This is a genomic window from Lawsonibacter hominis, assembly GCF_014287895.1.
Taxonomy (GTDB): domain Bacteria; phylum Bacillota; class Clostridia; order Oscillospirales; family Oscillospiraceae; genus Lawsonibacter_A; species Lawsonibacter_A hominis.
The window spans coordinates 95,747-120,738 of sequence record NZ_JACOPP010000006.1 but is presented as its reverse complement, the minus strand read 5'-3'; the positions used below and the strand labels follow the sequence as shown (position 1 = coordinate 120,738).

Annotated in this window: 23 protein-coding genes and 1 other annotated feature; of the genes, 7 read left to right on the top strand and 16 right to left on the bottom strand. The window is 62.9% G+C overall.

Translation table 11 applies throughout. The features are described 5' to 3' along the window. Positions 1-295 precede the first annotated feature (295 nt). From H8S57_RS06730 to leuA, 6 genes are all read left to right on the top strand, one after another. Entirely contained in the window at positions 296-685 is a 390-nt protein-coding gene (locus H8S57_RS06730; protein ID WP_186907315.1) for a GntR family transcriptional regulator, read from the top strand. Next, positions 682-1,404 carry a hypothetical protein gene (locus H8S57_RS06725; RefSeq protein ID WP_186907314.1) on the top strand — a complete coding sequence of 241 codons (723 nt, stop codon included), beginning with the start codon at positions 682-684 and terminating at the stop codon, positions 1,402-1,404. The genes H8S57_RS06730 and H8S57_RS06725 overlap by 4 nt, the downstream gene beginning before the upstream one ends. After that, positions 1,388-1,891 carry a hypothetical protein gene (locus H8S57_RS06720; RefSeq protein ID WP_186907313.1) on the top strand — a complete coding sequence of 168 codons (504 nt, stop codon included), beginning with the start codon at positions 1,388-1,390 and terminating at the stop codon, positions 1,889-1,891. Before H8S57_RS06725 ends, H8S57_RS06720 begins: the two co-directional genes overlap by 17 nt. Next, positions 1,888-2,631, top strand: coding sequence for an ATP-binding cassette domain-containing protein (locus H8S57_RS06715; protein WP_186907312.1), 744 nt, complete (start codon positions 1,888-1,890; stop codon positions 2,629-2,631). The genes H8S57_RS06720 and H8S57_RS06715 overlap by 4 nt, the downstream gene beginning before the upstream one ends. Beyond that, entirely contained in the window at positions 2,628-4,013 is a 1,386-nt protein-coding gene (locus H8S57_RS06710; protein ID WP_186907311.1) for a hypothetical protein, read from the top strand. Before H8S57_RS06715 ends, H8S57_RS06710 begins: the two co-directional genes overlap by 4 nt. A 133-nt stretch (positions 4,014-4,146) precedes the next feature. Further along, positions 4,147-4,379, top strand: a binding site (T-box leader). Positions 4,380-4,439: 60 nt separating this feature from the next. Further along, entirely contained in the window at positions 4,440-6,128 is a 1,689-nt protein-coding gene (gene leuA, locus H8S57_RS06705) for a 2-isopropylmalate synthase (protein ID WP_186907310.1), read from the top strand. A 294-nt stretch (positions 6,129-6,422) separates the two neighbouring features. On the opposite strand, the gene H8S57_RS06700 is transcribed toward leuA, so the two are convergent. From H8S57_RS06700 to H8S57_RS06625, 16 genes are all read right to left on the bottom strand, one after another. Continuing rightward, complete coding sequence (locus tag H8S57_RS06700) at positions 6,423-6,968, bottom strand: ArsR/SmtB family transcription factor (RefSeq protein WP_186907309.1); 546 nt, start codon at positions 6,966-6,968, stop codon at positions 6,423-6,425. Between the two features lie 118 nt (positions 6,969-7,086). Next, positions 7,087-7,797, bottom strand: coding sequence for a transcriptional regulator (locus tag H8S57_RS06695; protein ID WP_186907308.1), 711 nt, complete (start codon positions 7,795-7,797; stop codon positions 7,087-7,089). Beyond that, the gene (locus H8S57_RS06690; protein WP_186907307.1) at positions 7,797-9,323 is read right to left on the bottom strand and encodes a DUF1538 domain-containing protein; all 1,527 of its coding nucleotides are present in this window, start codon (positions 9,321-9,323) and stop codon (positions 7,797-7,799) included. Before H8S57_RS06690 ends, H8S57_RS06695 begins: the two co-directional genes overlap by 1 nt. A gap of 210 nt (positions 9,324-9,533) precedes the next feature. Next, entirely contained in the window at positions 9,534-10,400 is an 867-nt protein-coding gene (locus H8S57_RS06685; protein ID WP_186907306.1) for an ABC transporter permease, read from the bottom strand. Then, complete coding sequence (locus H8S57_RS06680) at positions 10,393-11,364, bottom strand: ABC transporter permease (RefSeq protein ID WP_186907305.1); 972 nt, start codon at positions 11,362-11,364, stop codon at positions 10,393-10,395. Before H8S57_RS06680 ends, H8S57_RS06685 begins: the two co-directional genes overlap by 8 nt. 80 nt (positions 11,365-11,444) lie before the next feature. Continuing rightward, positions 11,445-13,031, bottom strand: coding sequence for an ABC transporter substrate-binding protein (locus H8S57_RS06675; protein ID WP_186907304.1), 1,587 nt, complete (start codon positions 13,029-13,031; stop codon positions 11,445-11,447). Between the two features lie 141 nt (positions 13,032-13,172). Continuing rightward, on the bottom strand, positions 13,173-13,910 hold the full coding sequence (locus H8S57_RS06670) for a ClpP family protease (RefSeq protein WP_186907303.1): 738 nt from the start codon (positions 13,908-13,910) through the stop codon (positions 13,173-13,175). A gap of 685 nt (positions 13,911-14,595) precedes the next feature. Continuing rightward, positions 14,596-15,966, bottom strand: a complete 1,371-nt coding sequence (locus H8S57_RS06665) for a DUF4179 domain-containing protein (protein WP_186907302.1) — start codon at positions 15,964-15,966, stop codon at positions 14,596-14,598. Then, a complete protein-coding gene (locus tag H8S57_RS06660; RefSeq protein ID WP_186907301.1) occupies positions 15,944-16,453 on the bottom strand; it encodes an RNA polymerase sigma factor in 510 nt (169 codons plus the stop codon). Before H8S57_RS06660 ends, H8S57_RS06665 begins: the two co-directional genes overlap by 23 nt. A gap of 107 nt (positions 16,454-16,560) precedes the next feature. Continuing rightward, the gene (locus H8S57_RS06655) at positions 16,561-17,970 is read right to left on the bottom strand and encodes an aminopeptidase (protein WP_186907300.1); all 1,410 of its coding nucleotides are present in this window, start codon (positions 17,968-17,970) and stop codon (positions 16,561-16,563) included. A gap of 58 nt (positions 17,971-18,028) precedes the next feature. Next, positions 18,029-18,637 (bottom strand): dephospho-CoA kinase, encoded by a 609-nt coding sequence (coaE, locus tag H8S57_RS06650; RefSeq protein ID WP_186907299.1) that lies wholly within the window; start codon positions 18,635-18,637, stop codon positions 18,029-18,031. 149 nt (positions 18,638-18,786) lie between these two features. Further along, the gene (locus H8S57_RS06645; RefSeq protein ID WP_186907298.1) at positions 18,787-19,806 is read right to left on the bottom strand and encodes an L-threonylcarbamoyladenylate synthase; all 1,020 of its coding nucleotides are present in this window, start codon (positions 19,804-19,806) and stop codon (positions 18,787-18,789) included. A gap of 145 nt (positions 19,807-19,951) precedes the next feature. Continuing rightward, on the bottom strand, positions 19,952-20,221 hold the full coding sequence (locus tag H8S57_RS06640; RefSeq protein ID WP_186907297.1) for a hypothetical protein: 270 nt from the start codon (positions 20,219-20,221) through the stop codon (positions 19,952-19,954). A 63-nt stretch (positions 20,222-20,284) separates the two neighbouring features. Beyond that, positions 20,285-21,355, bottom strand: a complete 1,071-nt coding sequence (gene prfA / locus H8S57_RS06635) for a peptide chain release factor 1 (RefSeq protein WP_186907296.1) — start codon at positions 21,353-21,355, stop codon at positions 20,285-20,287. A 12-nt stretch (positions 21,356-21,367) separates the two neighbouring features. Continuing rightward, entirely contained in the window at positions 21,368-22,003 is a 636-nt protein-coding gene (locus H8S57_RS06630; RefSeq protein WP_186907295.1) for a YdcF family protein, read from the bottom strand. Beyond that, a complete protein-coding gene (locus H8S57_RS06625) occupies positions 22,000-23,907 on the bottom strand; it encodes an ABC-F family ATP-binding cassette domain-containing protein (protein ID WP_186907294.1) in 1,908 nt (635 codons plus the stop codon). Before H8S57_RS06625 ends, H8S57_RS06630 begins: the two co-directional genes overlap by 4 nt. A gap of 80 nt (positions 23,908-23,987) precedes the next feature. Here H8S57_RS06625 and mtnA point away from each other — a divergent pair, with 80 nt between their 5' ends. Next, complete coding sequence (gene mtnA, locus H8S57_RS06620) at positions 23,988-24,977, top strand: S-methyl-5-thioribose-1-phosphate isomerase (RefSeq protein WP_186907293.1); 990 nt, start codon at positions 23,988-23,990, stop codon at positions 24,975-24,977. The last annotated feature ends 15 nt before the right edge of the window (positions 24,978-24,992 follow it).

Sequence of the window (24,992 nt, the reverse complement as noted above, 5' to 3'; positions counted from 1 at the left end):
CCGTCGCCCGCAGGCGACGGAAGGAAAGGATGTTCCGTCATTTCCGGCGACATGCGCGTCGGAAATGACACCTCTCATGACGGACAGGGCGACTTTTCTGCAAGAATCGAGTCCTGTCCGTCATGTATCCCACTGTCGAAAAATGCCTTTGGCCTTTTTCGACAAGCTGAGGCCCCGGTCTTCGACCGGGGCCGATTTTTATTTTTTCTATTGACAGTATACCGTATTATCCCTATAATACAGTCAAGACCGTATTACGGGAGTAATACACTTTATTTGGGAGGTGAGACCGGCCATGATCTCCTTCGAGTGCTTTCCGTTGGAGGAGGGCATCCCCATCTATCTCCAGATCATCCGCCACGTGAAGCGCGGCATCGTGGCCGGGATCGTCCGGGACGGAGACGAGCTGCCTTCCCGCCGGGTGCTCTCCGCCCGGCTGGGCGTCAACCCCAATACGGTGCAGAAGGCCTACCGCCTGCTGGAGGAGGAGGGGGTCATCACCTCCCACGCCGGAGCCAAGAGCGCGGTATCCCTGGATGCGGGCGCCGCCGGCCGGATCCGCGCCCAGCTGCTGGAGCAGGAGGGCCTGCATACGGTCCGCTCCCTGCGGCAGATGGGCGTGGGCCGGGAAGAGGCGCTGGCGCTGATCGGGCGGCTTTGGGAGGAAAAGGAGGCGGACGAATGAAGCGATATGGTTCCATATGGATGCTGGCGGCCCAAAACACGCTCTGGAAGCTGCTGCTGATCTGGGCGCTGACTTTTTTAGCGGAGTTTGGCCTGCTCGTCCTTGCAATGGGGCGGCTGGATTATTGGGATGGACTGGAATATCTGGTTTCGGAGAGTCACGCGGCCCTCGCCGCGGGGGCCGGGCTTCTGGCCACCTGCGGGGTGCTCGCCCTCAACGGGTGTGACGGCGCTTCCAGCCGCAGCCGGTATACCCTGCGCAGGCTCCGTGTGGACGAGCGGACGCTGACCCTCTGCTGGGGCGGTCACAATGCGCTGTGCCTGCTGGTCTTCTGGGGCGCTCAGGCGGCGTGGGCGCTGTTTCTGTGCCGCTTTGCCATGGCGCATGCGGCGCAGACGCCCTTCAACGCCATGAGCCTTTTCCTGGCCTTCTTCCGCAACGGCTTTCTCCACAGCCTGCTCCCCCTTCAGGAGTACAGCCGCGCGATCCGCAACGGGATCTTCCTGCTCTGCCTTGGCTTGACGGCGGCCTGCTTTTCCTACCAGCAGCGGCACGGACGCAGGGGCTTCGCCATACTGCCCCTGTCGGTGCTGACGGTCGTTTCCTTTTCCCAGGGGTTTGCCATGGCCGAAACCGATATTGCGCTGAGTGCGGTGGCTCTGTTCACCGCTGCCGGAGCCGTTTGGAATGTTTGGAGGTGCTATGAGGATGAAGCTTGAGCGCTGGTATCCCCTGGGCTTTCCCGGCGGCGCCGAGTGCGCCTGGACCGCCGCGGGGCTTGGCGCGGCGCTGCTGTACGGCTGGTGCCGGTTCGCCGCCCCCTTTCAGCGGGCTCTGTCCGCGCTGTATGAGTCTGGCGCGGGTCGTGTGCGCGTTCTCATACCCGGCGCGGTGATGGCCCCCTTCCCCACGTTTCTGTCCGGTGTGTTCACCGGCTTCTGGGCACTGGCCCTGTGCATGCCCGCTTTGGCCGTATTCCACTACGCCTGGCACTTTCAGGGCAGCCGGAGCATCTACCGGATGCGCAGGCTCCCCCAGCGCTGGGAACTGTGGCGGCGATGCCTGGCCGGTCCGCTGGCGGGCGCGCTGGGCTGTTTGCTGGCGGCAGGGCTGACGCTGCTGCTGTGTCTTTTATGCTATTGGTTCCAGACGCCGGCGGCATGCCGGGCGGCCGATCTGTGGGCTATGACCGGAGGTGTATCATGATCCAGATCAAACAAGTCAAAAAATACTATCCGGGGGGCAAGCAGGCCCTTGGGGGGATCGACCTGTCCCTGCCCCGCGGGGAGATCGTGGGCCTCTTCGGGGAGAACGGCGCGGGCAAGACCACCCTGATGAAGTGCATCCTGGGCCTGCTGCGCTACACGGGAGAGATCACCCTGGATGGAGCTCCCATCACCCACAGAAACAGCGCAAAACTCTCCTTCGCCACCTGCGAGCACTCCTTTTTCCCCAACCTGAGCCCGGCCCAGCACCGCGCCTTTTTCCGCTCCCATTTCCCCGCGTTCCGGGAAAAGCGCTTCTCCGCCCTGATGGAGTTTTTTGCCCTGCCCATGGGCAAGGCCCTGCGCGGCTTCTCCACCGGACAGAAAAACCAGTTCGAGGTCATTCTGGCCCTGTGCCAGGGGGCGGACTATATCCTGATGGACGAACCCTTCGCGGGCAACGACGTGTTCAATCGTGAGGACTTTTATAAGGTCCTGCTGGGTATTCTGGAGCCGGAGGAGACCGTGCTGCTGTCCACCCACCTGCTGGAGGAGGTGCAGCACTTCATCGGCCGGGCGGTGCTGCTGCATCAGGGGGCACTGGCGGGGGATGTGACCACGCTGGCGCTGGAGGAATCGGGCCGGAACCTGATGGATTTCGTCAAGGAGACCTACCGCTACCGGGAGGACCGGGTCAGCCGCGCCCTGTCCGACCTGACCGGCGAGGAGGAAGCGAAATGAAGGCAGCCGTACCCGTTCTTGTGATCCTGGCCCTTCTGTCCGCGCTGCTGCTGACCGGGGCCAGCGCGGCCCTGGCACAGGACTGCGACAAGGTGGTCCTCACCGAGACCGTTTTGGCGGGCGACACGTCCCGGGCGGCGGGGCTGTCGGTGACCGCATCCTCCCACTGCCGCGACCATCTGTTGTGGGAGAGCCGCTTTTCCGTGGGGCGGCTGGAGGAACTGGAGACGGATTTTTCCCTTTCGCAGGAGAAAGTGCTTGACGGTTACCGCACTTCCGATTTCGCCGGCGACTGTCTCTCCCTCTACTTTTTTGAGGGCGGGATCAGCTCCAGCGGCTCGTTGGAAGACGCTGTCGCGGAGAACGTCATGCTGCAAAGCATATTCGCGCTGGCCAAGGACGTGGCCAGCCGGGCCGAGCCCGGCGGCGAGTACACCGAGACCGTCGACCTGGCGGCGTATTACGAGTACGTTCCCCTTTATGCCGATCTTTACGGCATCCCCGGATTTATACCGGAGAAGGAACTGGCGCTGACCCGGCTGCTCCAGGACTATTTCCGCATCCCCGTGCCGGAAGGCTGGCTGCTGGAGATCACCGTGGAGACCCTTTCCGACGGCTCGCTCTGCAGCGTCAGCGTCAACAGCCTGGAGCGGCAGCTGGATCTGTACGGCGACAGCGTCCAGACCGGCGACAGCATCCTGTTTGTATCCCCGCTCCGCTTCAGCGACGGGAGCGAGCCGGACCTGAGCCGGATCCCCGGCGGCCGGGGGATCTACCGGCTCTCCGGCCTCGCGGCGCAGGAGTATACCCTCTCCACCGCCTACTCCCTGCCGGAGCAGGCCGTGCCCGTCCGTTTCTGGGCGGAGGAGGAGGCGCTCTTCCTCCTGACCCAGGAAGAGGGCGTTCTCCGTCTGCGGATACTGGACCCCGAGACCGTGACCGTGCGGCAGACCCTGGACCTGCTCCCCTGGGGTGAGGACAATCCCTTCTGCTCCGTATACCGGGGCGACGGCTTCTTCGTGCCCATCACGCAGAGCGAGTCCGCCCGGCGGCTGGCGGTGGTGGAGCAAAGCGGCGCGGGCGCCTGGCAGCGGAACTTCGTTGCAGATTGGAGCCTCCAGAAGGAACGGGATTGCTATCTGTCCGGATCAGTCAACCACGTGTCTATGGCCTGGGACGGCGTGCGGCTGGCTGTCTCCGGCAGCTGGGGCGATCGGGGATCCTGGAGCAACAGCTTCTATCTGGCGGTCTATACCCGCGAAGGCCTGACGTTCCTGGCCGCCTATGAAAACAGTCTGGACGGCAATTCCGTCTCCGGCGTGAACATGTGCCAGCCCCGGTACTACCGCCCCCGGGTTCTGGCCTGGGAAGCAGGCGCGTAAAATCCGCCTCCTGCGGCGAGGCCAGACGCGGCCTCGCCGCTTTTTAAGAAGGCCGCGGCCCGCCGGGGCTTTGGGGACAAGCTGACCCTTGACAAATCCGGACGGTTGGGCTAAAATAGTCGCAATCACATCCTTAAAGGCAATGATGGGAAGAAGACATGACCCGTCCCGCTCAGAGAACCGGTGGTTGGTGCGAACCGGCGCGGGGAGCCATGTGGATACTGGTCCCTGAGCCGCCCGCCTGAACTTGCGTAGGGCGGGCCGTCCGGCCCCGTTACCGGCCACGGCCTTGTTGGAGGCCAACGAGCGTCCGCCGGAAACGGCGGGCGGAAGCAGGGTGGTACCGCGTAAGTTTACGCCCCTGACCATTACGGATGGTCAGGGGCGTTTTTTGCACCCTGACCGAGCTTGACAGGAGGAATCCCCATGAAACCGGCACAAGAAAAGTACATCCCCTTCGTCCCTCTCAAACGGCCCCGGCGCGCCTGGCCCGACCGGGAGCTGAAAGTGCCCCCCATCTGGTGCTCCGTGGACCTGCGGGACGGCAATCAGGCTTTGATCGATCCCATGAACGTGGAGGAGAAGCTGGAGCTGTTCCACACGCTGGTGGACATCGGCGTCAAGGAGATCGAGGTGGGCTTCCCCTCCGCCTCCGAGACGGAATATGAGTTCATCCGCACCCTCATCGAGGGGGGGCATATCCCCGACGACGTGACCATCCAGGTATTGGTCCAGGCTCGGGAGCATCTGATCCGCAAGACCTTTGAGGCCATCGACGGGGCCAAGCATGTGATCTTCCATTTTTACAATTCCACCTCTACCCTTCAGCGGAAGGTGGTCTTCCACACCGACGTGGCGGGGGTAAAGCAGATCGCCGTGGACGCCGCCCGGCTGATCCGCACGCTGTCCCAGCCCGCCCTGGACGCGGGGATGGACCTGCGGTATGAGTATTCCCCCGAGTCCTTCATGGGCACTGAGATGGACGCCGCCGTGGAGATCTGCCAGGCCGTCATCGAGGCGCTCCACGCCACGCCGGAGCGCAAGGTCATCCTCAACCTGCCCACCACGGTGGAAAACTGCATGCCCAACTACTTTGCCGATGAGATCGAGTATTTTATCGAAGCGCTGCCCTCCCGCGACTGCGCCGTCATCTCCCTGCATCCCCACAACGACCGGGGCGAAGGCGTCGCCACCGCCGAACTGGGCCAGCTGGCGGGCGCCGAACGGGTGGAGGCCACCCTCTTCGGCAACGGCGAGCGCACCGGCAACGTGGACATGGTCACCCTGGCGCTGAATCTGTATACCCAGGGCGTGGATCCAAAGCTGGACTTCTCCGACATCAACCGAATCCGGGACGTGTACGAGCGGGTCACCAAAATGAAGATCGGCGAACGGCAGCCCTATGTGGGCGAGCTGGTGTTCACCGCCTTCTCCGGTTCGCATCAGGACGCCATCAACAAGGGCAGCCGCTATATGCAGGAGAGCGGCAGCGAGTATTGGGAAGTACCTTACCTGCCCATCGATCCGGCGGACGTGGGACGGCAGTACGAGCCCATTATCCGCATCAACAGCCAGTCCGGCAAGGGCGGCGCCGCCTTTGTCATGCAGCACAATTTCGGCTTTGATCTGCCCAAGAACATGCATCCGGAGTTCGGCCACATTGTGCAGCTGGAGACCGACCGCGTAGGCAAGGAGCTCCCGGCCCAGCGGGTCTACGAGCTGTTCCGGGAGGAGTACATCGACGCCGATTCCCCCTATCAGCTGGTACGGCATTCCTTTGCGGAATTTACCGATGAGGACGGACACTCCCACGTGACCTTCGCCGGCACGCTGCGGCATAAGGAAACCGTCTTCCAGGTCAACGGCTCCGGCAACGGTCCCATCGATGCTTTTTTCAACGCCATCCACGGTCAGAAGATGGACCGCTTCACCTTTGTGGACTACAAGGAGCACGCCATCAAGCAGGGCTCCGACTCCCAGGCGGTCTCCTATATCCACCTCAAGGACCAGGCCGGAAAAGACTGGTTCGGCGTTGGGATTTCCCACAACATCAACCTGGCCCCCCTCAAAGGCATCCTCTCCGCCATCAACCGCGCCGTACGGCACGGAGAGTAGGGGCCGCCCCGCCCTTCTTCCCCCACGCTTCACAATTTTTTGTCTTCCGCACGCTGCAAAAAACAGCTGAATTCCCTTTGACCTGGATAAAGCCTTCTGTTTATGATAGGTAGAAATCAAATATCGGCAATCAGCGACACATGTGGCGCTATGCGCGTAAATCTGATCACGGTACGCAGTTGCAGGCATGTGTGGGGATACTTTTACAGCGCATGCGTACGCATGCGCTGTTTTTTTGTAGTCAAGACCACCCATGAAAGGGGTGGTCTTGACTACATGATGCCAGGGCAGCCGTCAGGCCCGGTAGGCAAGGATCACATATTCCCAGTGCTCAAGATTCTCCGCTTTGGCGGTATCATGGCTGCGCAGGAACTGCCCCACCTGCTCCATCAAGATCCGCCGGTCCTCGGGCGAGAGGTGGAGCACCCCGGAGAGCATCGCCCCGTACTCCGAAATCTCGTTCTCATTATGCTGCTGGGCGGCGGCCAGGAAGCGGCGGAACGCGCCGTCCACCAGATTGGCCGCCAAGGCCTCCCGTTCCCCCTGGAATCCGTCGTTGCGCCCCATCTGGAGCTGTACTTCCACGTCGGCATCGCGGTAATAGGTGACCTCCATATCGCCCGCCCGGGCATGGTGATCCACCTCCACCACACCGATCTCCTCCAGTTTTTTGAGATGATGCTGCACCGCGGCCGGGGAAAGATACAGCCTGTCCGCCAGATCCTTGGCCGTCAGCGGCACCTCTGACAGGCGCAGCAGCCGGATCATCTCCTGCCGGACCGGATTTGTAAAGATCTTGATCTGCTTGCGTTCTTCCAGCACGATGCTCCTGCGTGCCATACCGACCGCCCCCTTTATTTGTTAAAAGGATAACATATCCGCTGCTCCCCTGCAAGGCGCAGATGCAAAAAAACCGTCCCGGCGCGCCTTTTCGACATGCCGGGACGGTCTTTGCGCTTTACGCCTCCGGGACCGGGGGCTGAAGGCCGATCAGCTCCTCCACCGGCAGAGAGAACAGGATGCCCCTGGCCTCAGTGGTGAGTCCCGCCGCCCGGTGGATGGCCACCATCAGCTCGTGCTTCTGGGCCTGCGGCGTCAGAATGGCCACCACCTCCTTTTCCGGCTGGAGGGTGAAGCCCAGCAGGTTTTCCGTGTCCTCCATGCCCACACGCCGGGCGTGGAGGACCGTACCGCCCCGGGCGCCCTCCTCCCGTGCGGCATCCATCACGGTATCCAGGCTTCCACGGTTCACCACCGCCAGAATGAGCGCATATCGGTTGGCCGTTTCCATCTCCATCTCCTCCTTACATTCCGTTTCCCGCTGCGTCTCGTCCGCCTTGCACAGCACCTGGGGCACCATGCCGCTCACGCCCGACAGGGGGACCGTGAACAGGATCCCGCGGCCGGGACTGCTGAAATCGAAGCGCTGATTGGCCAATTCCATGACCCGCCGCACGCGGTGGGCGGGGACCAGGGTAATGACCACGTCCTTCTCCGTCTCGGACAGGCCAAAGTAATCCAGTATCTTGGAATTGGCGGTGCCCAGCCCCATGCAGAGGTAGTCGAAATGCAGGCGCTGTTCCCGGTACAGGCTCACCGCAGCGGCGCCCTTCCCCCGGTCTACGATGGTCACCAGCATTTTCAGCACGGACAGATGGTTCTGACTCATCAGAGCTCCACCTCCTCGTTGTAATCAATGATCTCGTCCACAAACTCGATCTCCCGCTCCTCCGCCTGGGTCACATCGCGGGTGCGCCGGATCTTTCGCTGATAGATCAGACCCAGCAGCTGGATGGTGATCAGCGGCGTCATCGCCACCATCGCCACCACGCCGAAGGCGTCGGTCAGGATGTCCCGACCCAGGGCCTCGCATGCGCCCATGGTCAGGGGCAGCAGGAAGGTGGCCGTCATGGGACCGGAGGCCACGCCGCCGGAGTCGAAGGCGATGGCGGTGAAGATCCGGGGCACGCAGCGGGTCAGGAGCAGCGCGACGGCATAGCCGGGTACCAGGAGATAGTAGATCGGAATGCCCAGACATACCCGCAGCATCGCCAGACCGATGGAGACCGCCACGCCGATGGACAGCGCCAAGCCGATGGCTTTCTGCGGAATGGCGCCGCTGGTCACATCTTCCACCTGCCGGTTGAGCACATGCACTGCCGGCTCGGCAGCTACGATAAAGTAGCCCACCACCATGCCGATGGGCACCAGCATCCAGTACTGGGGCAGCGCAGCCAGCGTCGTGCCCAGATAATAGCCCGCAGGCATAAAGCCGATGTTTGCGCCGGTCAGGAACAGGACCAGTCCGACGTAGGTATATCCGATGCCCACGATAATCTTGATGACGGCACGGCGCTTGAGCCTGATGGAGGCGAGCTGAAACACCGCGAAGAAGAGGATGATGGGCAGCAGCCCCAGCGCCACCTCTTTCATGTAGTCGGGCAGGCCCTGTAAAAACTGGGCGCCCACGTCCTGCGAGTCAAATACGCTGGGGATGGCAAAGGGGGTGTAAGAGACCTCGGTAGACTGATAGCACAGGCCCAGGAGCATGACCGCCAGGATGGGGCCCACGCTGCACAGCGCCACCATACCGAAATTGTCCTCATCCCGCCCCTTGATGCTGGCCATGCCGGTCCCCAGCGCCATAAGGAAGGGCACCGTGATGGGCCCCGTGGTAACGCCGCCGGAATCGAAGGCCACCGCCAAAAACGCATTGGGCACAAAGATGGAGAGCAGGAACACCCCGGTGTAGAGCGCGATCAGGGTGGGTCCCAGGGGCAGATTGAACCGGGTGCGCAGCATGGATACCACCAGAAACACACCTACGCCGGCCGCCACCGCCAGTATGATCACCGCGTCAGGGACGGCCGGAACCTGCCGGGCCAGCACCTGCAGGTCGGGCTCGGCAATCGTGACCATGGCGCCGATGAGAAAACAGATGACCGCCACGGCGATCAGCTTCCACCTCCCGCCCAGCTTGCGGCCCATCTGTTCCCCGATGGGCATCATGGCCATGTCGGCACCCAGGGAGAAAAATCCCATCCCCACGATGAGCATCGCCGCCCCCAACAGAAAGAGCAGCAGCGTTCCGATCGGCATAGGCGCCAGGGTAAAACTCAGTAAAAGCACGATCACCGTGATCGGCAGGACCGATGAAAGTGCCTCTGAAATCTTTTCCTTTAGTTTTTTTCGCATAGATGCACCTCGCTTTCGTTCTCAGGTTTTCCCCGCCTCGCGTTCCACTTCGCCCCGCTCCCCCCAAATTCCCATATCTGTGCACCTCCCTTCTTTTGAAAATGCGGCCGCCAGTCCATATTCGGGCCGGGGCCGCATGCGTCGTTCTTCTCTTTCTTGTTTAGTTTAACATACTTTTCCATCCAGTTGTGTAAAGAAAGCGTTACAATTTCAATGCGAAATAAATCTGTGCCGGGGATCCATGGCGTCCCGCAGACCATCCCCCACAAACTGAAGGCAGAGCACCGTCAGCACGATGCACAGCCCCGGCGGCAGCCATACCCACGGCCGTCCGGTGAGCACCGACAAGCCGGAGGCATACTGGATCAGGTTGCCCCAGGAGGCCTGGGGCGTGCGGATCCCGACCCCCAGGAAGCTCAGGCTGGATTCGGACAGGATGGCCCGGCCCACCCGCAGGGGCAGCGCTGCCCACACCGGGGAGACCGCGTTGGGCAGCACGTTGCGCCGCAAAATCGTGGCCGTGCTTCCGCCCAGCGCCTGTACGGCGACGATATACTCCTGTTCCCGCACCGCCAGGGTATTTCCGTAAACCAGCCGGGCAATGCCCGTCCAGCCCAACAATCCGATGACCAGGATCAGATTGACCACCGAGGGGCCCACCAGGGCCACCAGGCACAGGACCAGAACAATGCTGGGAAAGGTTTGAAACAGATCTGCCAGACGCATGATCCAGAACTCCCACGTTCCCCTGCGGTAACCCGCGATCAGGCCCAGCGGCACGCCCACCGCCACGCTCAGCCCCGCCGCGGCAAAGCCCACCAGCAGGGAGATCCGCCCGCCGCAGACCAGCCGGGCGAACAGGTCCCGGCCCACATCGTCGGTCCCCAGCCAATGCGTCCCCGAGGGCGCAGCCCAAAAGCCCGCCTCCAAATCGCAGTAATTGGGCTCCAGACCCATCAGGGGCGGCAGCAGCACCACCAGCAGCGTCTCGGCCAGGAGAATGGCAAGACAGACCATGGCCCTCCGGTCCCGCCGCAGCCGGACCCAGGCCCCATAAACCGCCCGCCGCCTATCCATGGCTGCACCCCGCGGCATACCGCACTCTGGGGTCGACCAGGCCGTAAATCACGTCCAACAGCAGATTGGTCAGCAGCACCGCCAGGGCAATGACCACCGTCACCCCCATGACGACCGGATAGTCCCGGCTGAGAATGCCGGAAAACAGCAGACTTCCCATGCCCGGCCAGCCGAACACCCGCTCCACCACCACAGAGCCGCCGATGATATGCGGGATATGGGTCAGCACAGTGGTGAGCACCGGGATCAGCGCGCCCCGGAACGCATGGCGGACCATAACGGCCCGGTCATTCAGGCCCTTGGCCCGGGCTGTCGTGATATAATCCTCGCCCAGCGCCTCCAGACAGGCCGAACGGGTCTGTTTGATGAGCCCCCCCAATCCGCTGACGCAAACTACCCCGGCGGGCAGGACCAGATGCCGCATCAGGTCGCCCAGGCCGGAAAAGGAGCCCGAGGCATACATTCCATGGCTGGGCAGCCAGCCCAGCACCACGGAAAACAGAAAGATCCCCGCCAGACACAGAAAAAAGCCCGGTACGCCGAAGCTGACCAGACTTAGGGCAGACGCGGCCTTATCCCAACCGGAGCGGGGCTTCCAGGCCGCCAGGACTCCCAGCGGCAGGGCGATGCCAACCGCCAGCAGCACCCCGGTCCCGGTCAGCAGCAGGGACGGAACAACGCGTTGGGCGATCAGGGCGGAGACCGGTTTTCCGCTGGCGTAGGAAGTCCCCAGATCTCCCCGCAGCAGATCCAGCAGCCAAGCGGCATACTGCGCCGGCAGGGAGCGGTCCAGGCCCAGATAAGCCTCCACCCGCGCGGCCTGGCCGGCCGCGCGGGCACTCCCCTCGCCCGCCAGATCCACGATGGAGCCGGGGGCCAGGTGCAGCAATAAAAATACGATCAATGTGATCCCGAAGAAAACGGGTATGGCCGTCACAAGACGGCCGCGCAGATAACGGCCCATGTGTTTCTTCCTCCTGCACTTCCGGCCTCGGGGCGAGGCACGGGCCGCATGGGACGGCGGCCCTACGGAGGTCCTCTTTTTTACGGTTTGACCCAATCCCAGACGTTCTCGTTGGAAAAGCTGGACGACGGGTAATCGATGCCCTCCACCGTGGGGGACTGGACGTGGAGCGCCCTGCCGAACCACAGTGGGATGAAGGGGCGCTCGCCGGCCAGAAATTCCTGGAACCGCTCCACCAGGGCCTGCCGGACAGCGGCGTCGGCCGCCCCCTTAATTTCGGAAAAATAGCTGGCATAGGGCGCCAGATCCGCCACGTGGAAGATATTGTTGCCTTCGCTCAGGCGGCTCTCCGTGAACCACAGGGGCAGCGCGCCTGGCGTATGGCTTGCGATGGCCATATCATAGCTTCCATCTACCATCCCGGAAAACATGGTCGCGGAATCCACCGTCTCGATGAGCACCGTGATCCCCACCTCGTCCAGCTGCTGCTGCATCAGCGCCGCCAGACCGGAGCGGTTGGCGGTACAGGCGAGCTTGTAGGTCTGTCCGGCGTAGCCCCCCTCTTCCAGCAGAGCACGGGCCTGCTCCACATCCCGGCTCCAGGTCACCGGGGCGGTATAGCCGGTTCCGGGCGTCAGGTCGGTGGCGGTAGGCTCCCCCATGCCCTGGGTGGACTGGAGACAAAGGCTCTGCTTATCCAGCGCCAAATCCATGGCCCGGCGCACCTGCGCGCTGGCGATGGTCTCGTTATTGAGCATCAGCTCGAAGAAGGTGTTGGGCACTTCCCCTTCCAGCACCGTCAGGCCCGCCTGGCGGGCCAGTTCGGCGTCCTCCACAGACACGCTGCCTCCGAAGGCGTAATAATCCAGGTCCCCGGCAATGAGTGAGGTCAGCAGATTGGATTTGTCCATCACGGTAATGACCAGGCGGTCAAAGCCGGGCGCGCCCAGCGGATAATCCGGATTGGACGCGAGCACCAGCTGGCTGCCGGCCGTCTCGGAGACAAACTTGCAGGGCCCGGAGCCCACAGGGGCGTTCCACAGCTCCAGAGACAGCACGTCTTCCGGCGCGCTCTCCCCCAGCAAGTGGGTGGGCAGCACATAAAATTCCCGGTTCCGGTCCAGCAGGAAGTCCTCCGGCGTGGTGGGCGCCTTGAAGGTAAGCTTGAGGGTGTAGGGCTCCACCGCTTCTACGCCCAGGCGCTCCCCGGTCGCTGCGCCGGTATCGTCAGTCCCGGCCAGCACTGCGAAGACCGAACGCCCCGGAGCGGGACAGTCCGGGTCCGTCATCAGGGTGATGGTCTGCACCCAGTGCTCCGCCGTAACGGGGGTGCCGTCATGGAACGCGGCGGCCTCATTCAAGCAAAACAGCGCGGCATAGCCTCCATCGGCGCTCTCCCAGGACACGGCCGCACGGGCATCCAGGGTGCCGTCCGCATGGACGTAGGCCAGGCGGTCATAGAGCTTGTCATAGATAATGCGGGAATAGTTGCTTCCCGACGGGCTGTTGTAGGGCATCAGAGAATCCCATGCGTTGGACAGCCCGTAGCGGACCACCCGCTCTTCCGCCGGCGTCTCCATCGGTGTCGGTACCGGCGTTTCCGCTGCCGGAGTGCATCCCGCCAGCAACAGCGTCAACGTCAGCAGCAGGGACAAGATCCGTTTCATTCCACCGCGCTCCTTTCCGTGCCAGACATGCCAAATGCCCGAAAACGACCCACCGGGCCATTTTCAGGCATTTGCACGGCTTGCTTTCGCCTGTTATTATAACCGCATTTTTCCCGGAGTGCAAGGGCGGATTCTCCGGCGCTAGCTCTGGCTCTCCCGAAGCGCGTTTTTCCGCTGCCGCGCCTCGTCCATCATCTGATGCAGGCACTCCAGCGCGTCGGACAGCCCGCCGATCCGGTCGATCAGTCCAATGGCCACCGCCTGTTCTCCATAAATGACACTGCCGATGTCAGCGGCCAGCTCTCCGGTCTGGAGCATCATTTTCGTAAAGGTATCTCGCCTGACAGCGCTGTTTTTGGTGACAAACTGGATGATCCGCTCCTGGATCCGTTCGAAATAATTGAACGTCTGGGGGACGCCGATGACCAGCCCGTTCAGACGCACCGGGTGGATGGTCATCGCCGCCGACGGCGCGATAAAGGAGCGTTTGGCGGATACCGCCAGCGGCACCCCGATGGAGTGCCCGCCTCCCAGCACCAGGGAAACCGTGGGCTTGGACATGCTGGAGATCAGCTCCGCGATGCCCAGCCCCGCCTCGATATCGCCCCCCACGGTATTCAGCAGCACCAGCAGGCCGTCTACCTCGTCGCTCTCCTCAAGGGCGGCCAGCAGGGGCATCACATGCTCGTACTTGGTCGTCTTGGCCGTGGGCGGCAGCAGCTGATGCCCTTCCACCTGCCCCACGATGGTCAGGGTATGGATCGTCCCCCGCTCGGTCTTGATCGTAGCCGACCCCATATCCACCAGCTGCTGCTGACGCTGCGAGGAGTCGCTGTTGTCCTCACTGCCGGTCTCGGCCGTCGGTTTCGTCTCATCCATCGGTATGCCTCCCCGTTTCATTTGGCTCAGTTTGCCCGGAACAGGGGAAAATCATCCGTCTTTTGCGGAAAGGGGTTAACGCTCCCCCTGCGTCAGAGGGTATCCTGATGCCGGGAAATGGAGGCGCAAGGATAAAAATGAAAGCGCTATGCGCGCCACCGGACTGAGCGAGCGCGCCGTGCGCTTCTAGGGCATTACCGCATCATTCAACGCGTGCGGATTGGCGCAAATTGGCCGCCAAGACGTGCGTGGGGGATTGTGCGGTGATGCCCTAGGTCCATGAAAAGCGGCCGGCCCCTCCGGCGCGGCAGAAAAACAGGCGTGCCTGGTTGGATTTTTCCGACGCGGACTTGGAATGTCTGAAAACCATCGCCACCCTGGAACGCGCTCTTGTTCGGTATGGGCTTGGCTGCGCACTGCGTATGGATGGTCCCCATGCTCTGCCGGGCGGCGGCGCTGGCCGTCCGCCTGGTCCTGGGCAGTACGCTGGGAAAATGGATTGCCGGGCGGCTTGACCTCTGGATGGGCCGGCGCCCCGCGCCTGCGGGTGTGGATTCTGCGGGGCCCCGTCTGCGGCCGGGAGCCCCGGAGAAATTTTCTCCGGGGCTCCCGTTTTTTCTTTACTTTGCCTCGTAGACCGCCTTCACGCCCTTATCGCTCCTATAAGCAGGCCCGCTGCACCTCATTACGGCAGCTCCGTCAGCCACCGGCCCGGCAAGGCCCTTCCGCCTTCCAGCGGGATATACCAGTATCCCACCGAGATGGCGGTCACCTGCTCCGGCTCCACCGGATCGGGATACGTCCAGCAGTCCTGATAGTAGCCTTCCTCATCATAGACATTGCTCCTTCCGCGCTCTATCGTCATATGGCTTCCATCGGCCAGATAGACGCTCAGCGGAAAAACGGACAGATCGCCCCGTTTCTCGTTCTCCGGGAGGCGAAGATCCAGGGCAGCGCTCATGGCGGTGAGTGTGAGCGTCTCCACTGGCTTTCCACTGATGGTTTGCCCCACGGTCACCGTGCGCTCGGGCAGGATGTTCAAGGGGAAGGTCAGCTCCCAGTCCCCTTCGATCCGCTCTTTCGTACCGATCCATCCCTCCAGGTTGAGCTCTTTGCCTTGATAGATCTCCTTCGGCAGATATTCCTCAGCGATCATATCCGTATAAAAGTTCATACGGTAATCCACGTACCGGTTGCCCTTGTATGTAAAATGGTAGTCGACGGCGTTCCTGACCCCATCGGACGGGCCCACCGACCATATCTCAATGCCGGGATAGAACTCCCACTCCGGGACCTCGTAGCCGTCCATCACCTTGATCTGGATGTGGAGCCGCCCCTTCTCATCAAATCCCATGGAAGACAGAGTAAAACCAACTGCTCCCTCCAGCTCCATGGGAGTCTGTTCAGGGACCAGCGCGACTCTGTCGTCATCGGTACCGCGGGAGTGCTCCTCCGGGAGCCGGAACGCCTTCAGCACGTTGTCCGGCTCCAGCAGCTCCACAGGCAGCGGGACGCCCTCAAAGTTCTCCCCGCCCCATACCTCGTTGATGGTAATGGTGGCCGTGCCGTCCTCATTGCGCGGACCTCTCGCCTCACTGCCCAAGGCACCCTCCGCCAGCAGGGTTCGCTTCTCCGGGTCATAGGCGGCGGAATATGCCACGAAGTTCATATGGGTGTCCGCCGTCAGCCGGTCCCCCGTCAGGTCTTTTACTTCCAGATAGTATTTCCCATTGTTCTCGTCCGCGATAGCCTTGACCACAGTGATCTGAATTCCCTGATCCGTAACAGTGACCCCGTTCACCGTCTGGGCATAGCCTCCAAACCCGCCCAGCAGGCCCTCCAGCGCGTCCCGCAGGGTCGGTGATGCTGCCAGAGCGGTCACTGCCAGCGCAGCGCACAGGGCGGCGGCTATCAGGGTCGTGCGCAAAGTCCACTGCCGCTTCTTCATATCCTTTTCTCCTTTCAGTTCCGCCAGAATCGCGTCCCGCCGGGCCCGACTCAGGGTAAGCCACGCCAGCTCCCGATCCAGGCGGTCAGCCTGACGCATGTGCTTCATTATGCCCGTCCCCTCCTTCCAGTTTCACACGGAGCATTCCTCTGGCCCTGGACATACGCATACGTACCGCATATTCCGAGCAGCCCAGTGCTCCGGCAATCTCTTTGACGCTCCACTCCTGGTAATAGTAGAGGGTCACCACTCCCCGGTACTTGACCGGCAAGCTCATCACCGCGCGGGCCAGGGTATCGTCCTCCGGCTCCGGACCCGGCACCGCACAGTCCTCCAGTGCCTCCACGGGGGCGCGGCGGCGGCGCCACGGGCTGCGCAGATAATCCTTGCATACGTTCACAGCAATCCGAGTCAGCCATGTCTCTGGTAAGCAGTCCCCCCGAAAACGCTCTTTTGCCTGCAGCGCCCGCAGAAAAGTGTCCTGTACCGCGTCCTCTGCGGAATGCACATCTCCCAGGTACAGGGCGCAGGTACGCAGCAGCCGGTCCCCGCAGTGCTCCACCATGCGCTCCAGATCCAGTTCTCCGTCCTGCATGTTCTCCCCCCTTTCGTTCTCTGACCATTTGACGAAACAGCTCAGCCAAGTATAACAAAATATGACAAAGCCCCGGAGAAATTTTCTCCGGGGCTCCCGTTTTTTCGTTACTTTGCCTCGTAGACCGCCTTCATGCCCTTATAGGTCATATAGCAATCCAGCTTGGAAACGGTCTCAAAGGGCGCGTGCATGGAGAGCACGGGCACTCCCGCATCCAGGGTGTCGATATCCCGCTGGGCCATATAGCAGGCCACCGTACCGCCGCCGCCGGCGTCCACCTTGCCCAGCTCGGCCATCTGCCAGGCCACGCCGGCCTCGTCCAGCACCTTCCGGGCATAGGCCACGACCTCGGCGGAAGCGTCGGATGCCCCCGACTTGCCGCGGGCGCCGGTATACTTGCAAAGGCCCATGCCGTAATTGATGCGGGCGCTGTTGCGCTTTTCGTATACATCGGCAAAGTTGGGGTCGAAGGCCGCCGTCACGTCGGCGGAGAGGCAGAAGGACTTTTCATAGCAGACCTTCAGGGGGACCCGCTGCACGTCGCACAGGTCGCTCACGAAGGTATCGAAGGCGGCGGACTGCATGCCGGAAACGCCCTCGGAGCCGATTTCCTCCTTGTCCGCCAGCATGCACACGGCGGTGCGCTCCGGCGTACCCAGGTCCAGCAGCGCGGCCAGCGCCGCAAAGGCGCACACCCGGTCGTCGTGTCCGTAGGCGCCGATCAGGGAGCGGTCAAATCCCACGTCCACAGCCTTGAACGCAGGCACTGCGACAAGCTCTGCGGAAATGAAGTCCTCTTCCACGATGTTGTATTTCTGATTCAGAAGGTCCAGGATGGCCAGCTTTACCCGCTCCGAGCCCTCGTCATCCTTGAATGGCCGGCTGCCCACCAGCAGATTCAGGCTTTCGCCGGGGATGGCTTCGCCCAAGGGCTTTTTGGACTGCTCGGCCCCCAGGTGGGGCAGCAGATCGTCCACCGTGAACATCGGATCGCCGGGGGCCGCGCCAATGGCCACCGTGAGCTTGGAGCCGTCCTTCCGGGCAATGACGCCATGGAGCTCCAGCGGGATGGTCACCCACTGATATTTCCGGATCCCGCCATAATAATGGGTCTTGAGAAACGCCAGCTCGCTGTCCTCGTACAGGGGATTCTGCTTCAGATCCAGACGGGGCGAATCGATGTGGGCCGCACCGATGTTCACGCCCTCGCTCATCGGACGGCTGCCCAGTACGGCCAGCATGAGGGCCTTGCCCCGGTTCACCCGGTAGACCCTGTCGCCGGGCTGGAGCGCCATCCCGCGGATAAACGGCCGAAACCCCTTTGCCTCGGCCAGGCGTACCGCCTCATCGACGCATTCCCGCTCCGTCTTGCCCGCGTCCAGAAACTTTTTATAGTCCTCACAGTAGACGTTCATATCCGTCTCTTCTCCGGCACTCAGACGGTCATAGCCATTCTTGGGCCGGTAGAGCAGCGCGTCCCGCCGCAGCTCACCGGGCGTTTTTTGCTTTTCTTCCATATCGTATTGCCTCCTTACTTGCTCTTTCCATCCACTTTATCATGGAAATATGAACATTTCAACCTGCGCCGTCCAGTATTTTCCGGAACAGGGCCAGCGCCTCGGCCCGAAACTGCTCCCGTGTCTTGCTCCCGTCGTTTTCCAGGATATAGCCGCAGTGGGTCCGAAAAAAGTCCTCTTTCTGCTGGGCCTCCACCCGCCGGCGCGCGTAATCCTCCGGTATGCCTTCCCGCGCCATGATGCGCCGTATGCGCACCTCCGGCGGCGCCAGCACCCCCACCACTGCTTCACAGCGCCGGGCTGCGCCGCTTTCCACCAGGGCGATGGCGTCGATGGCCGCTGCGGGCCGTCCCTGCGCTTCCGCCTGGGCGCACAAGCGCTCGATCTCCGCCAGAATGAACCGGTGCGTGATGCCGTTCAGCTCCGCCAGGGCTGCGGGGTCCTGAAAGACCACGTTTCCCATCCGCTTTCGGTCTAGTTTGCCCGCTTTGTCCAGAATCTCTCCGCCAAAGCGGTCGGTCAATGCGCTGCGCAGGGGCGCGCTGCTCTGGAGCAAATCGTGATAGACCGCATCTGCATCGATGACGCAGGCCCCCAATTCCTTCAGCGCATCCAGCGCCGTGGTCTTCCCCGCCCCTGTGGGGCCGGTGATCCCGATGCGCTTCATGATCTTGCCGCACCTCCTTCATCGGACGGCCTCCCGCACGAGGTCCGCCCCCCGTCTGTACGCGCACAAGCAGCTCCGCCCGGCGCCGGGCGGCCGGGCGGACTCCGTCTTCTCCGGCAGCCGCGCCGCAGCCGTCTGCAGCGCGGCTGCTACGCCTCTACGATATGGAAGCCTGCCGCCTTGTTCAGGCGGTTCGCCACGGCAAGACCGATGCCCGCCTCATCGGGGCACATGGCCCAAATGTGCTCCACGTCGGTCTCGTCAAAATAGCGCAGCGCGTCAAACACGCGCCTGGCCTGCTCCGCCGGGTCGTCGGCGGGGCCGATGGGCTCCACCGGATGCCCTGCGTACAGGGGGACAAATTCCGTAAAGCAGATGACCCCCTCGCCTTCGCTCAAATGGCGGCGAATATAGCGCGCCGCGTCGGCCGGCGCTCCCTTCACCACCGTTACCGGGGCCTTGGGGGCGTAGTGCCGGTACTTCATGCCCGGGGCGCGGGGATGCTCGTCCTCTCCCATCTGCCGCCGGACCGCCGGGTCCACTGCCACCTCGCCCAACACGGCTTCCAGCTCCTCCAGGGTGACACCGCCCGGCCGCAGCAGCCGCGGGGGCGTAACGGTCAGATCCACAATGGTGGATTCCACCCCCACAGAGCATGGGCCGCCGTCCACGATTCCGTCGATTTTTCCGTCCATATCCTCCAGCATATCGGCCGCGCTGGTAGGGCTGGGGCGGCCGGAGGTGTTGCCCGAGGGGGCGGCCACCGGCACTCCGGCGGCCGCGATGATGGCCCTTGTGACCATATGGTCCGGGCAGCGCATTCCTACCGTATCCAGCCCGGCGGTCACCCGGTCCGGGACGGCGGGCTTGCGCTTCAGGATCATGGTCAGCGGGCCGGGCCAGAAGCGTCCCGCCAGGGTATAGGCCACGCCCGGGACGTCCGCGCAGTAACGCTCCAGCCAATCCGCCGAGGGGACGTGGAGGATCAGCGGATTATCCTGAGGGCGGCCTTTTGCCGCAAAAATACGCGCGACCGCCTCCGGGTCCAGGCCGTTGGCCCCCAGGCCGTACACCGTCTCGGTGGGAATGCCCAGCAGGCCGCCCCGGCGCAGGACCGCCGCGCCCTCCGCCACCTGGTCGGGCCGGAATTTCTCTGTTTTCACGCTCATTCGCCTCACGATCCCAGTCTCAGCGGCGCCCGCGGCGGCCCAGGCAGGCCTGCACCAGAGTGAGCACACCCGCCGCCAGGGTCGCCGCACCGGAGACCGCCTGTAAAATTCCAATGGCTTTCTTCATCGTTTTCCGCTCCCTTTTCTATTCATAGATCCCCACCGATACGCCTGCCAATTCGATGGCGGTCCCGGCCGGGAACTGATTTTGGCGCAGGTAATGCTTTACCGCCAGAATGCCGTATTTGGGATTCCGGCGCTCGTCCTCCAGTTCCAGCTCCACATAGCCGCCCTCCGCAGACTGCCCGGAGCCGGTGAGCCAGCCGTCGTCCTCCAGGACTTCGTCCAGTCCGCGTTTCAGGCCGTCCAGGTCCATGCCGTCCGGCAGGCCTTTGAAATGAATGATCAGTTCCATTTTGCGTTCTCCTTATTTGCGTTGCCGGGCACGGGCCGACGGGCTCCCGCCGCGGCAATGGAATCAGCGTTTTTCCGCCTGGCTGTTTTTTAGCTTTTCCGCCTGTTCGGCCGTGGTCAGGCCGTCAATGATCTCGTCCAGATCGCCGTTCATGACGCTCTCCAGTTTGTAGAGAGTCAGGCCGATGCGGTGGTCGGTGAGGCGCCCCTGCGGAAAGTTGTAGGTACGGATGCGCTCGTTGCGCATCCCGGTACCCACCTGGCTGCGGCGCTGATTGGTCACCGCATCCTCCTGTTCGCGTACTTTCTCCTCATACAGGCGGGAGCGCAGCAGCTGCATGGCCTTGTCCCGGTTCTGGAACTGGCTGCGCTCCTGCTGGCATTCCACCACCGTGCCGGTGGGCCTGTGGATCAGGCGCACGGCGGAAGAGGTCTTGTTCACATGCTGTCCCCCCGCGCCGGAGGAGCGGAAGACCTGCATTTCGATATCCGCCGGGTTGAGCTCGAAGTCCACCTCGTCCACCTCGGGCAGCACCGCCACCGTGGCGGTAGAGGTATGGATGCGCCCGCCGGACTCGGTCTCAGGCACACGCTGGACCCGGTGGACGCCGCTTTCGAACTTCAGGCGGGAATAGGCCCCGTCCCCCTCTATCGTAAAGCAAATTTCCTTTACCCCTCCAAGCTCCGTCTCGTTGAGCGAGTCCACCTCCACCTTCCAGCGGCGGGCATCGGCATACATGGAATACATGCGGAACAGGGAGTGCGCGAACAGGGCCGCTTCCTCCCCGCCCACACCGGCCCGGATCTCCACAATGACGTTTTTATCATCGTCAGGGTCCCGCGGCAGCAGAAGGATCCGGATCTCCTCCTCCAGCCGTTCCAGGTCCGCCTTGGCCGCGGCGTACTCCTCCTGGGCCAGTTCCTTCATATCCGCATCGCTCATGAGGGCCGCGGCGTCGGCCAGATCGTTCTGCCTGCGGCAGTAGTCCCGGTAGGCCCGGACAACCGGCTCCAGCTCCCGCTGCTCCTTGTTGAGCCGGGCGACCAGAGCGGGGTCGGCATAGGTCTCTCCCGCCCCCAGGCGGGCTTCCACGTCGGCAAAGTGCAGGTCCAGCTGACGCAGTTTTTCCATCATATCCAAACTATATCACCTATCAAAGAAAAAAGACTTGGCCAGAGCCAGGGGCTCCCGGAAGAACATCTGCACCCGGGAGGGAAGGTGGGAGCAGGGCGCCGCCAGGGTGGAGAGGGTGTACGTCCCCGGCCAGGCCCTCTCCCACAGCAGCTTGATCCGTCTCAGGTGGAAATCGCTGGACACCAGAAGGAATTTCCCGGACGGCTCCAGCGCGCCGGACTGGTACAGCTCCAGCGTATACCGGATGTTCTGCCAGGTATTGCTGGAGCGGTCCTCCAGAACGATCCGCTCCCCGTCCACCCCGTGCCCGGTCAGATAATCGTACATACATTGGGCCTCGGACACATGTTCGTCGTCCCCCTGCCCGCCGGTGACCACCACAGTGAGATCCGGATGACCTTCCAGGTAATCCAGGGCGGTATCCAGCCGGTCCCGCAGCAGAGCGGAGGGGCCGTCCGGCTTTACCTGGCAGCCGAAGATGACCATGATCTCCGGCTGCCCCTGGATCTGAGTCCGGCCGCCGCTGAGCACAACGGCCTCCAGCACGCCGAAGGCAACCAACGCCGCCAGCAGCAGCAACGCCGCGGCCCTCCGCCAAACCGGCCTGCGGCGTCCCGCATAGGGACGGCAATCCTGTTTCCTCCTCATGCCTGGGCCTCCTCCAGCTCGGCGGCCAAACGCTCCCAGTTGGTATAGAGGGCGGCGATCTCCTCCTCCAGGGCCTTCTGTTCGTCATAGACCTTCTGCAGCTCCAGGTAGTTGGAGGCCACCTCCTCGGCCTTCTGCACCAGTTCGTACTGCCGTTCCTCCGCCTTGGCCACTGCCCGTTCCGCCGCCGCCACCTGTTTTTCCAGCTCCTTGGTGCCGCCGGAGCGCTTCTTCTGGGGCTTCGGCTCCTCTTTCGGAAGCGGGGATGGGGCGGCTTTGCCGTCCCGATTGGTCCCGGCACGCTCCCGGGCGGCCTGGAACTGCTGATAGGTACCGTCAAAATCAGTGATCCGGCCGTTCTCCAGCATCCAGATACGGGTGGCGAAGCGATTGATAAAGTAGCGGTCATGGGACACGAAGAGCAGGTTGCCCTCATACGCCTCCACCGCCGCCTCGATCCACTCCCGGCTGGCCACGTCCAGGTGGTTGGTGGGCTCGTCCAGAATGAGCAGGTTGATCTGCTCATCCATGAGCATGCAAAGGCGCAGGCGGCTCTGCTCCCCGCCGGAAAGGGCGGAGACCGGCTTGAATACGTCCTCCCCCCGGAAGTTGAACGCAGCCAGCCGGTTGCGGGCGGTCTGGGTGCTGCAGTCCTGATCATAGATCATGGTGTCCACCAGGTTGCGCTCCGGGTGGGAAAACTGGATGATCTGAGGCAGATAGCCGATCCTGACCGTGGGCCCCATGCGCAGCCTGCCGCTGTCCGGCTCCTCCTCCCCCAGGATGATCTTGACAAGCGTGGATTTTCCGGTCCCGTTGTCCCCCAGCAGGGCGATGCGCTCGCCCCCCACTACCTCCAGATCCACATGCTCGAACAGAGTGCGCCCGTCAAAGGATTTTTTGAGGTCCTGAATGGTGAGCACCTCATCTCCCCGGAACTCCCGCTCCCCAAATTTGATGTCCAGGCGGCGTTCCTTGGCGGGTCTGTCGGTGGTACGCAGGCGCTCGATGCGCTTTTCCATGGAAAAGGCCCGCTTGTGGAGCTTGTCCGCCCCCATGAAGGCCCACAGGTGGAGCTTGTCCGCCGCTTCCTGGAGCTGTTCGATCTTGGCCTGCTCCTTCTCGTACTGCTTCAGCCTCTCCTGATAGCGGCGCTCCTTCTCTTCTACGTAAAAGCTGTAGTTCCCCTCGTAGAACTCCGCCTTGCCGTTCTGGATCTCAATGACCCGTCGGACCACCCGGTCCAGAAACCAGCGGTCGTGTGAGATCGCCAGGACCGTACCCTTATAGCGGTCCAGATAATCCTCCAGCCATTCGGTGGCGTGCAGGTCCAGGTGATTGGTGGGCTCGTCCAGCAGCAGGATATCGGTATCCTCCAGAATCAGCCGGGCCAGATTCACCCGGGTCTTTTCTCCCCCGGACAGGGAGGAAAAGAGCTGCTCCCGCATTTCCCGGGAAATCTCCAGGCCGCTGCACACCTTATTGAGTCCGGTGGCCGTATCATAGCCTCCCCCCGCCTCAAAGGCGGCGGACAGGACGCCGTAACGCCGGAGCAGCGCGGGGTCGGGATCATGCTCCATCCGTGCGGTCAATTCCGACATCTCCCGCTCCATCGCATGGAGCTTGTCAAACGCGGTAAGCAGCACATCCTCCACCGTATACCCCGCCGGATAGACCGGAATCTGGGAGATGAGGCCCACGCCCTTGCCGGGCGCCACCATTACCTCGCCTTCGTCCGGCTCCAGCTGGCCGGTCAACAGCCGGAACACCGTGGTCTTGCCCGCGCCGTTCCGGCCCAGAAGGCCCACCCGCTCTCCCTGATCCACCTGGAAAGAGAGCCCGTCTAAAATTCGTTTGCCTACCTCGAACTCCTTGACCAGGTTCGAGACGGAAATATCGATCATCTTGTTTACTCCCGATACACGTTTGTGGTATGATACCCTCATCTTGATAAGGGGAAACACAAAGGATTGGAGGCTTTCCTATGGATGCCATTCGCTGGGAAGGAAATACCCTTTACTTACTGGATCAGACCAAGCTGCCCGTCACAGAGGTGTGGCTGGCTTACCATGACTGGCGCGCGGTGGCCGAGGCCATCCGCACCATGGTAGTGCGAGGCGCGCCCGCCATCGGCATTTCCGCCGCCTACGCCTACGCCCTGGCCGCGCTGGCCGGCGGGGATCTGTGCCAGGCCAAAGCCGGTCTGGCCGCCAGCCGCCCCACCGCGGTCAATCTCTTCTGGGCCCTGGAGCGTATGGAGCGCAAGGCTTCCGCCTGCGGCGGAAGTTCGGATGCCCTCATCGCGGAGGCCAAGGCCATCCACGCCGAGGATGTGGCGATGTGCAGGGCCATGGGCGCTTACGGGGCCGCCGTGGTACCGGAGCACGCGCGCATCCTCACCCACTGCAACGCCGGAGCTCTGGCAACCGGCGGGTACGGCACCGCTCTCGGGGTCATTCGCGCCGCCCATGAGCAGGGTAAAGTGGCGATGGTTTACGCCGACGAGACCCGCCCGCTGCTCCAGGGGGCCCGCCTGACGGCCTATGAACTGGTCGCCGACCATATCCCCGCCACCCTGATCGCCGACAACATGGCGGCCGCTCTTATGGCCAGGGGGGCGATCGACCTGGTGGTCGTGGGATGCGACCGCATGGCGGCCAACGGGGATTTCGCCAACAAGATCGGGACCTATTCCGTGGCGGTGAACGCCCGCTATCACGGCGTCCCCTTCTATACCGCCCTGCCTTCTTCCACCATCGATCTGTCCCTGAGCGACGGCAGCCAGATCCCCATCGAGCAGCGGGATAAGGACGAAGTACGCGCCCTCGGCGGCGTACAGACCGCGCCTGCGGGCGTGGAGGTCTATAATCCCGCCTTCGACGTGACGCCCCATACGCTGCTGACCGGCGTTATCACGGAGCGGGGGATCGTCTATCCGCCCTTCCGGGAAAATCTGGCCAAGCGCTTCGGCTGACGCGCGGCGGCGGGG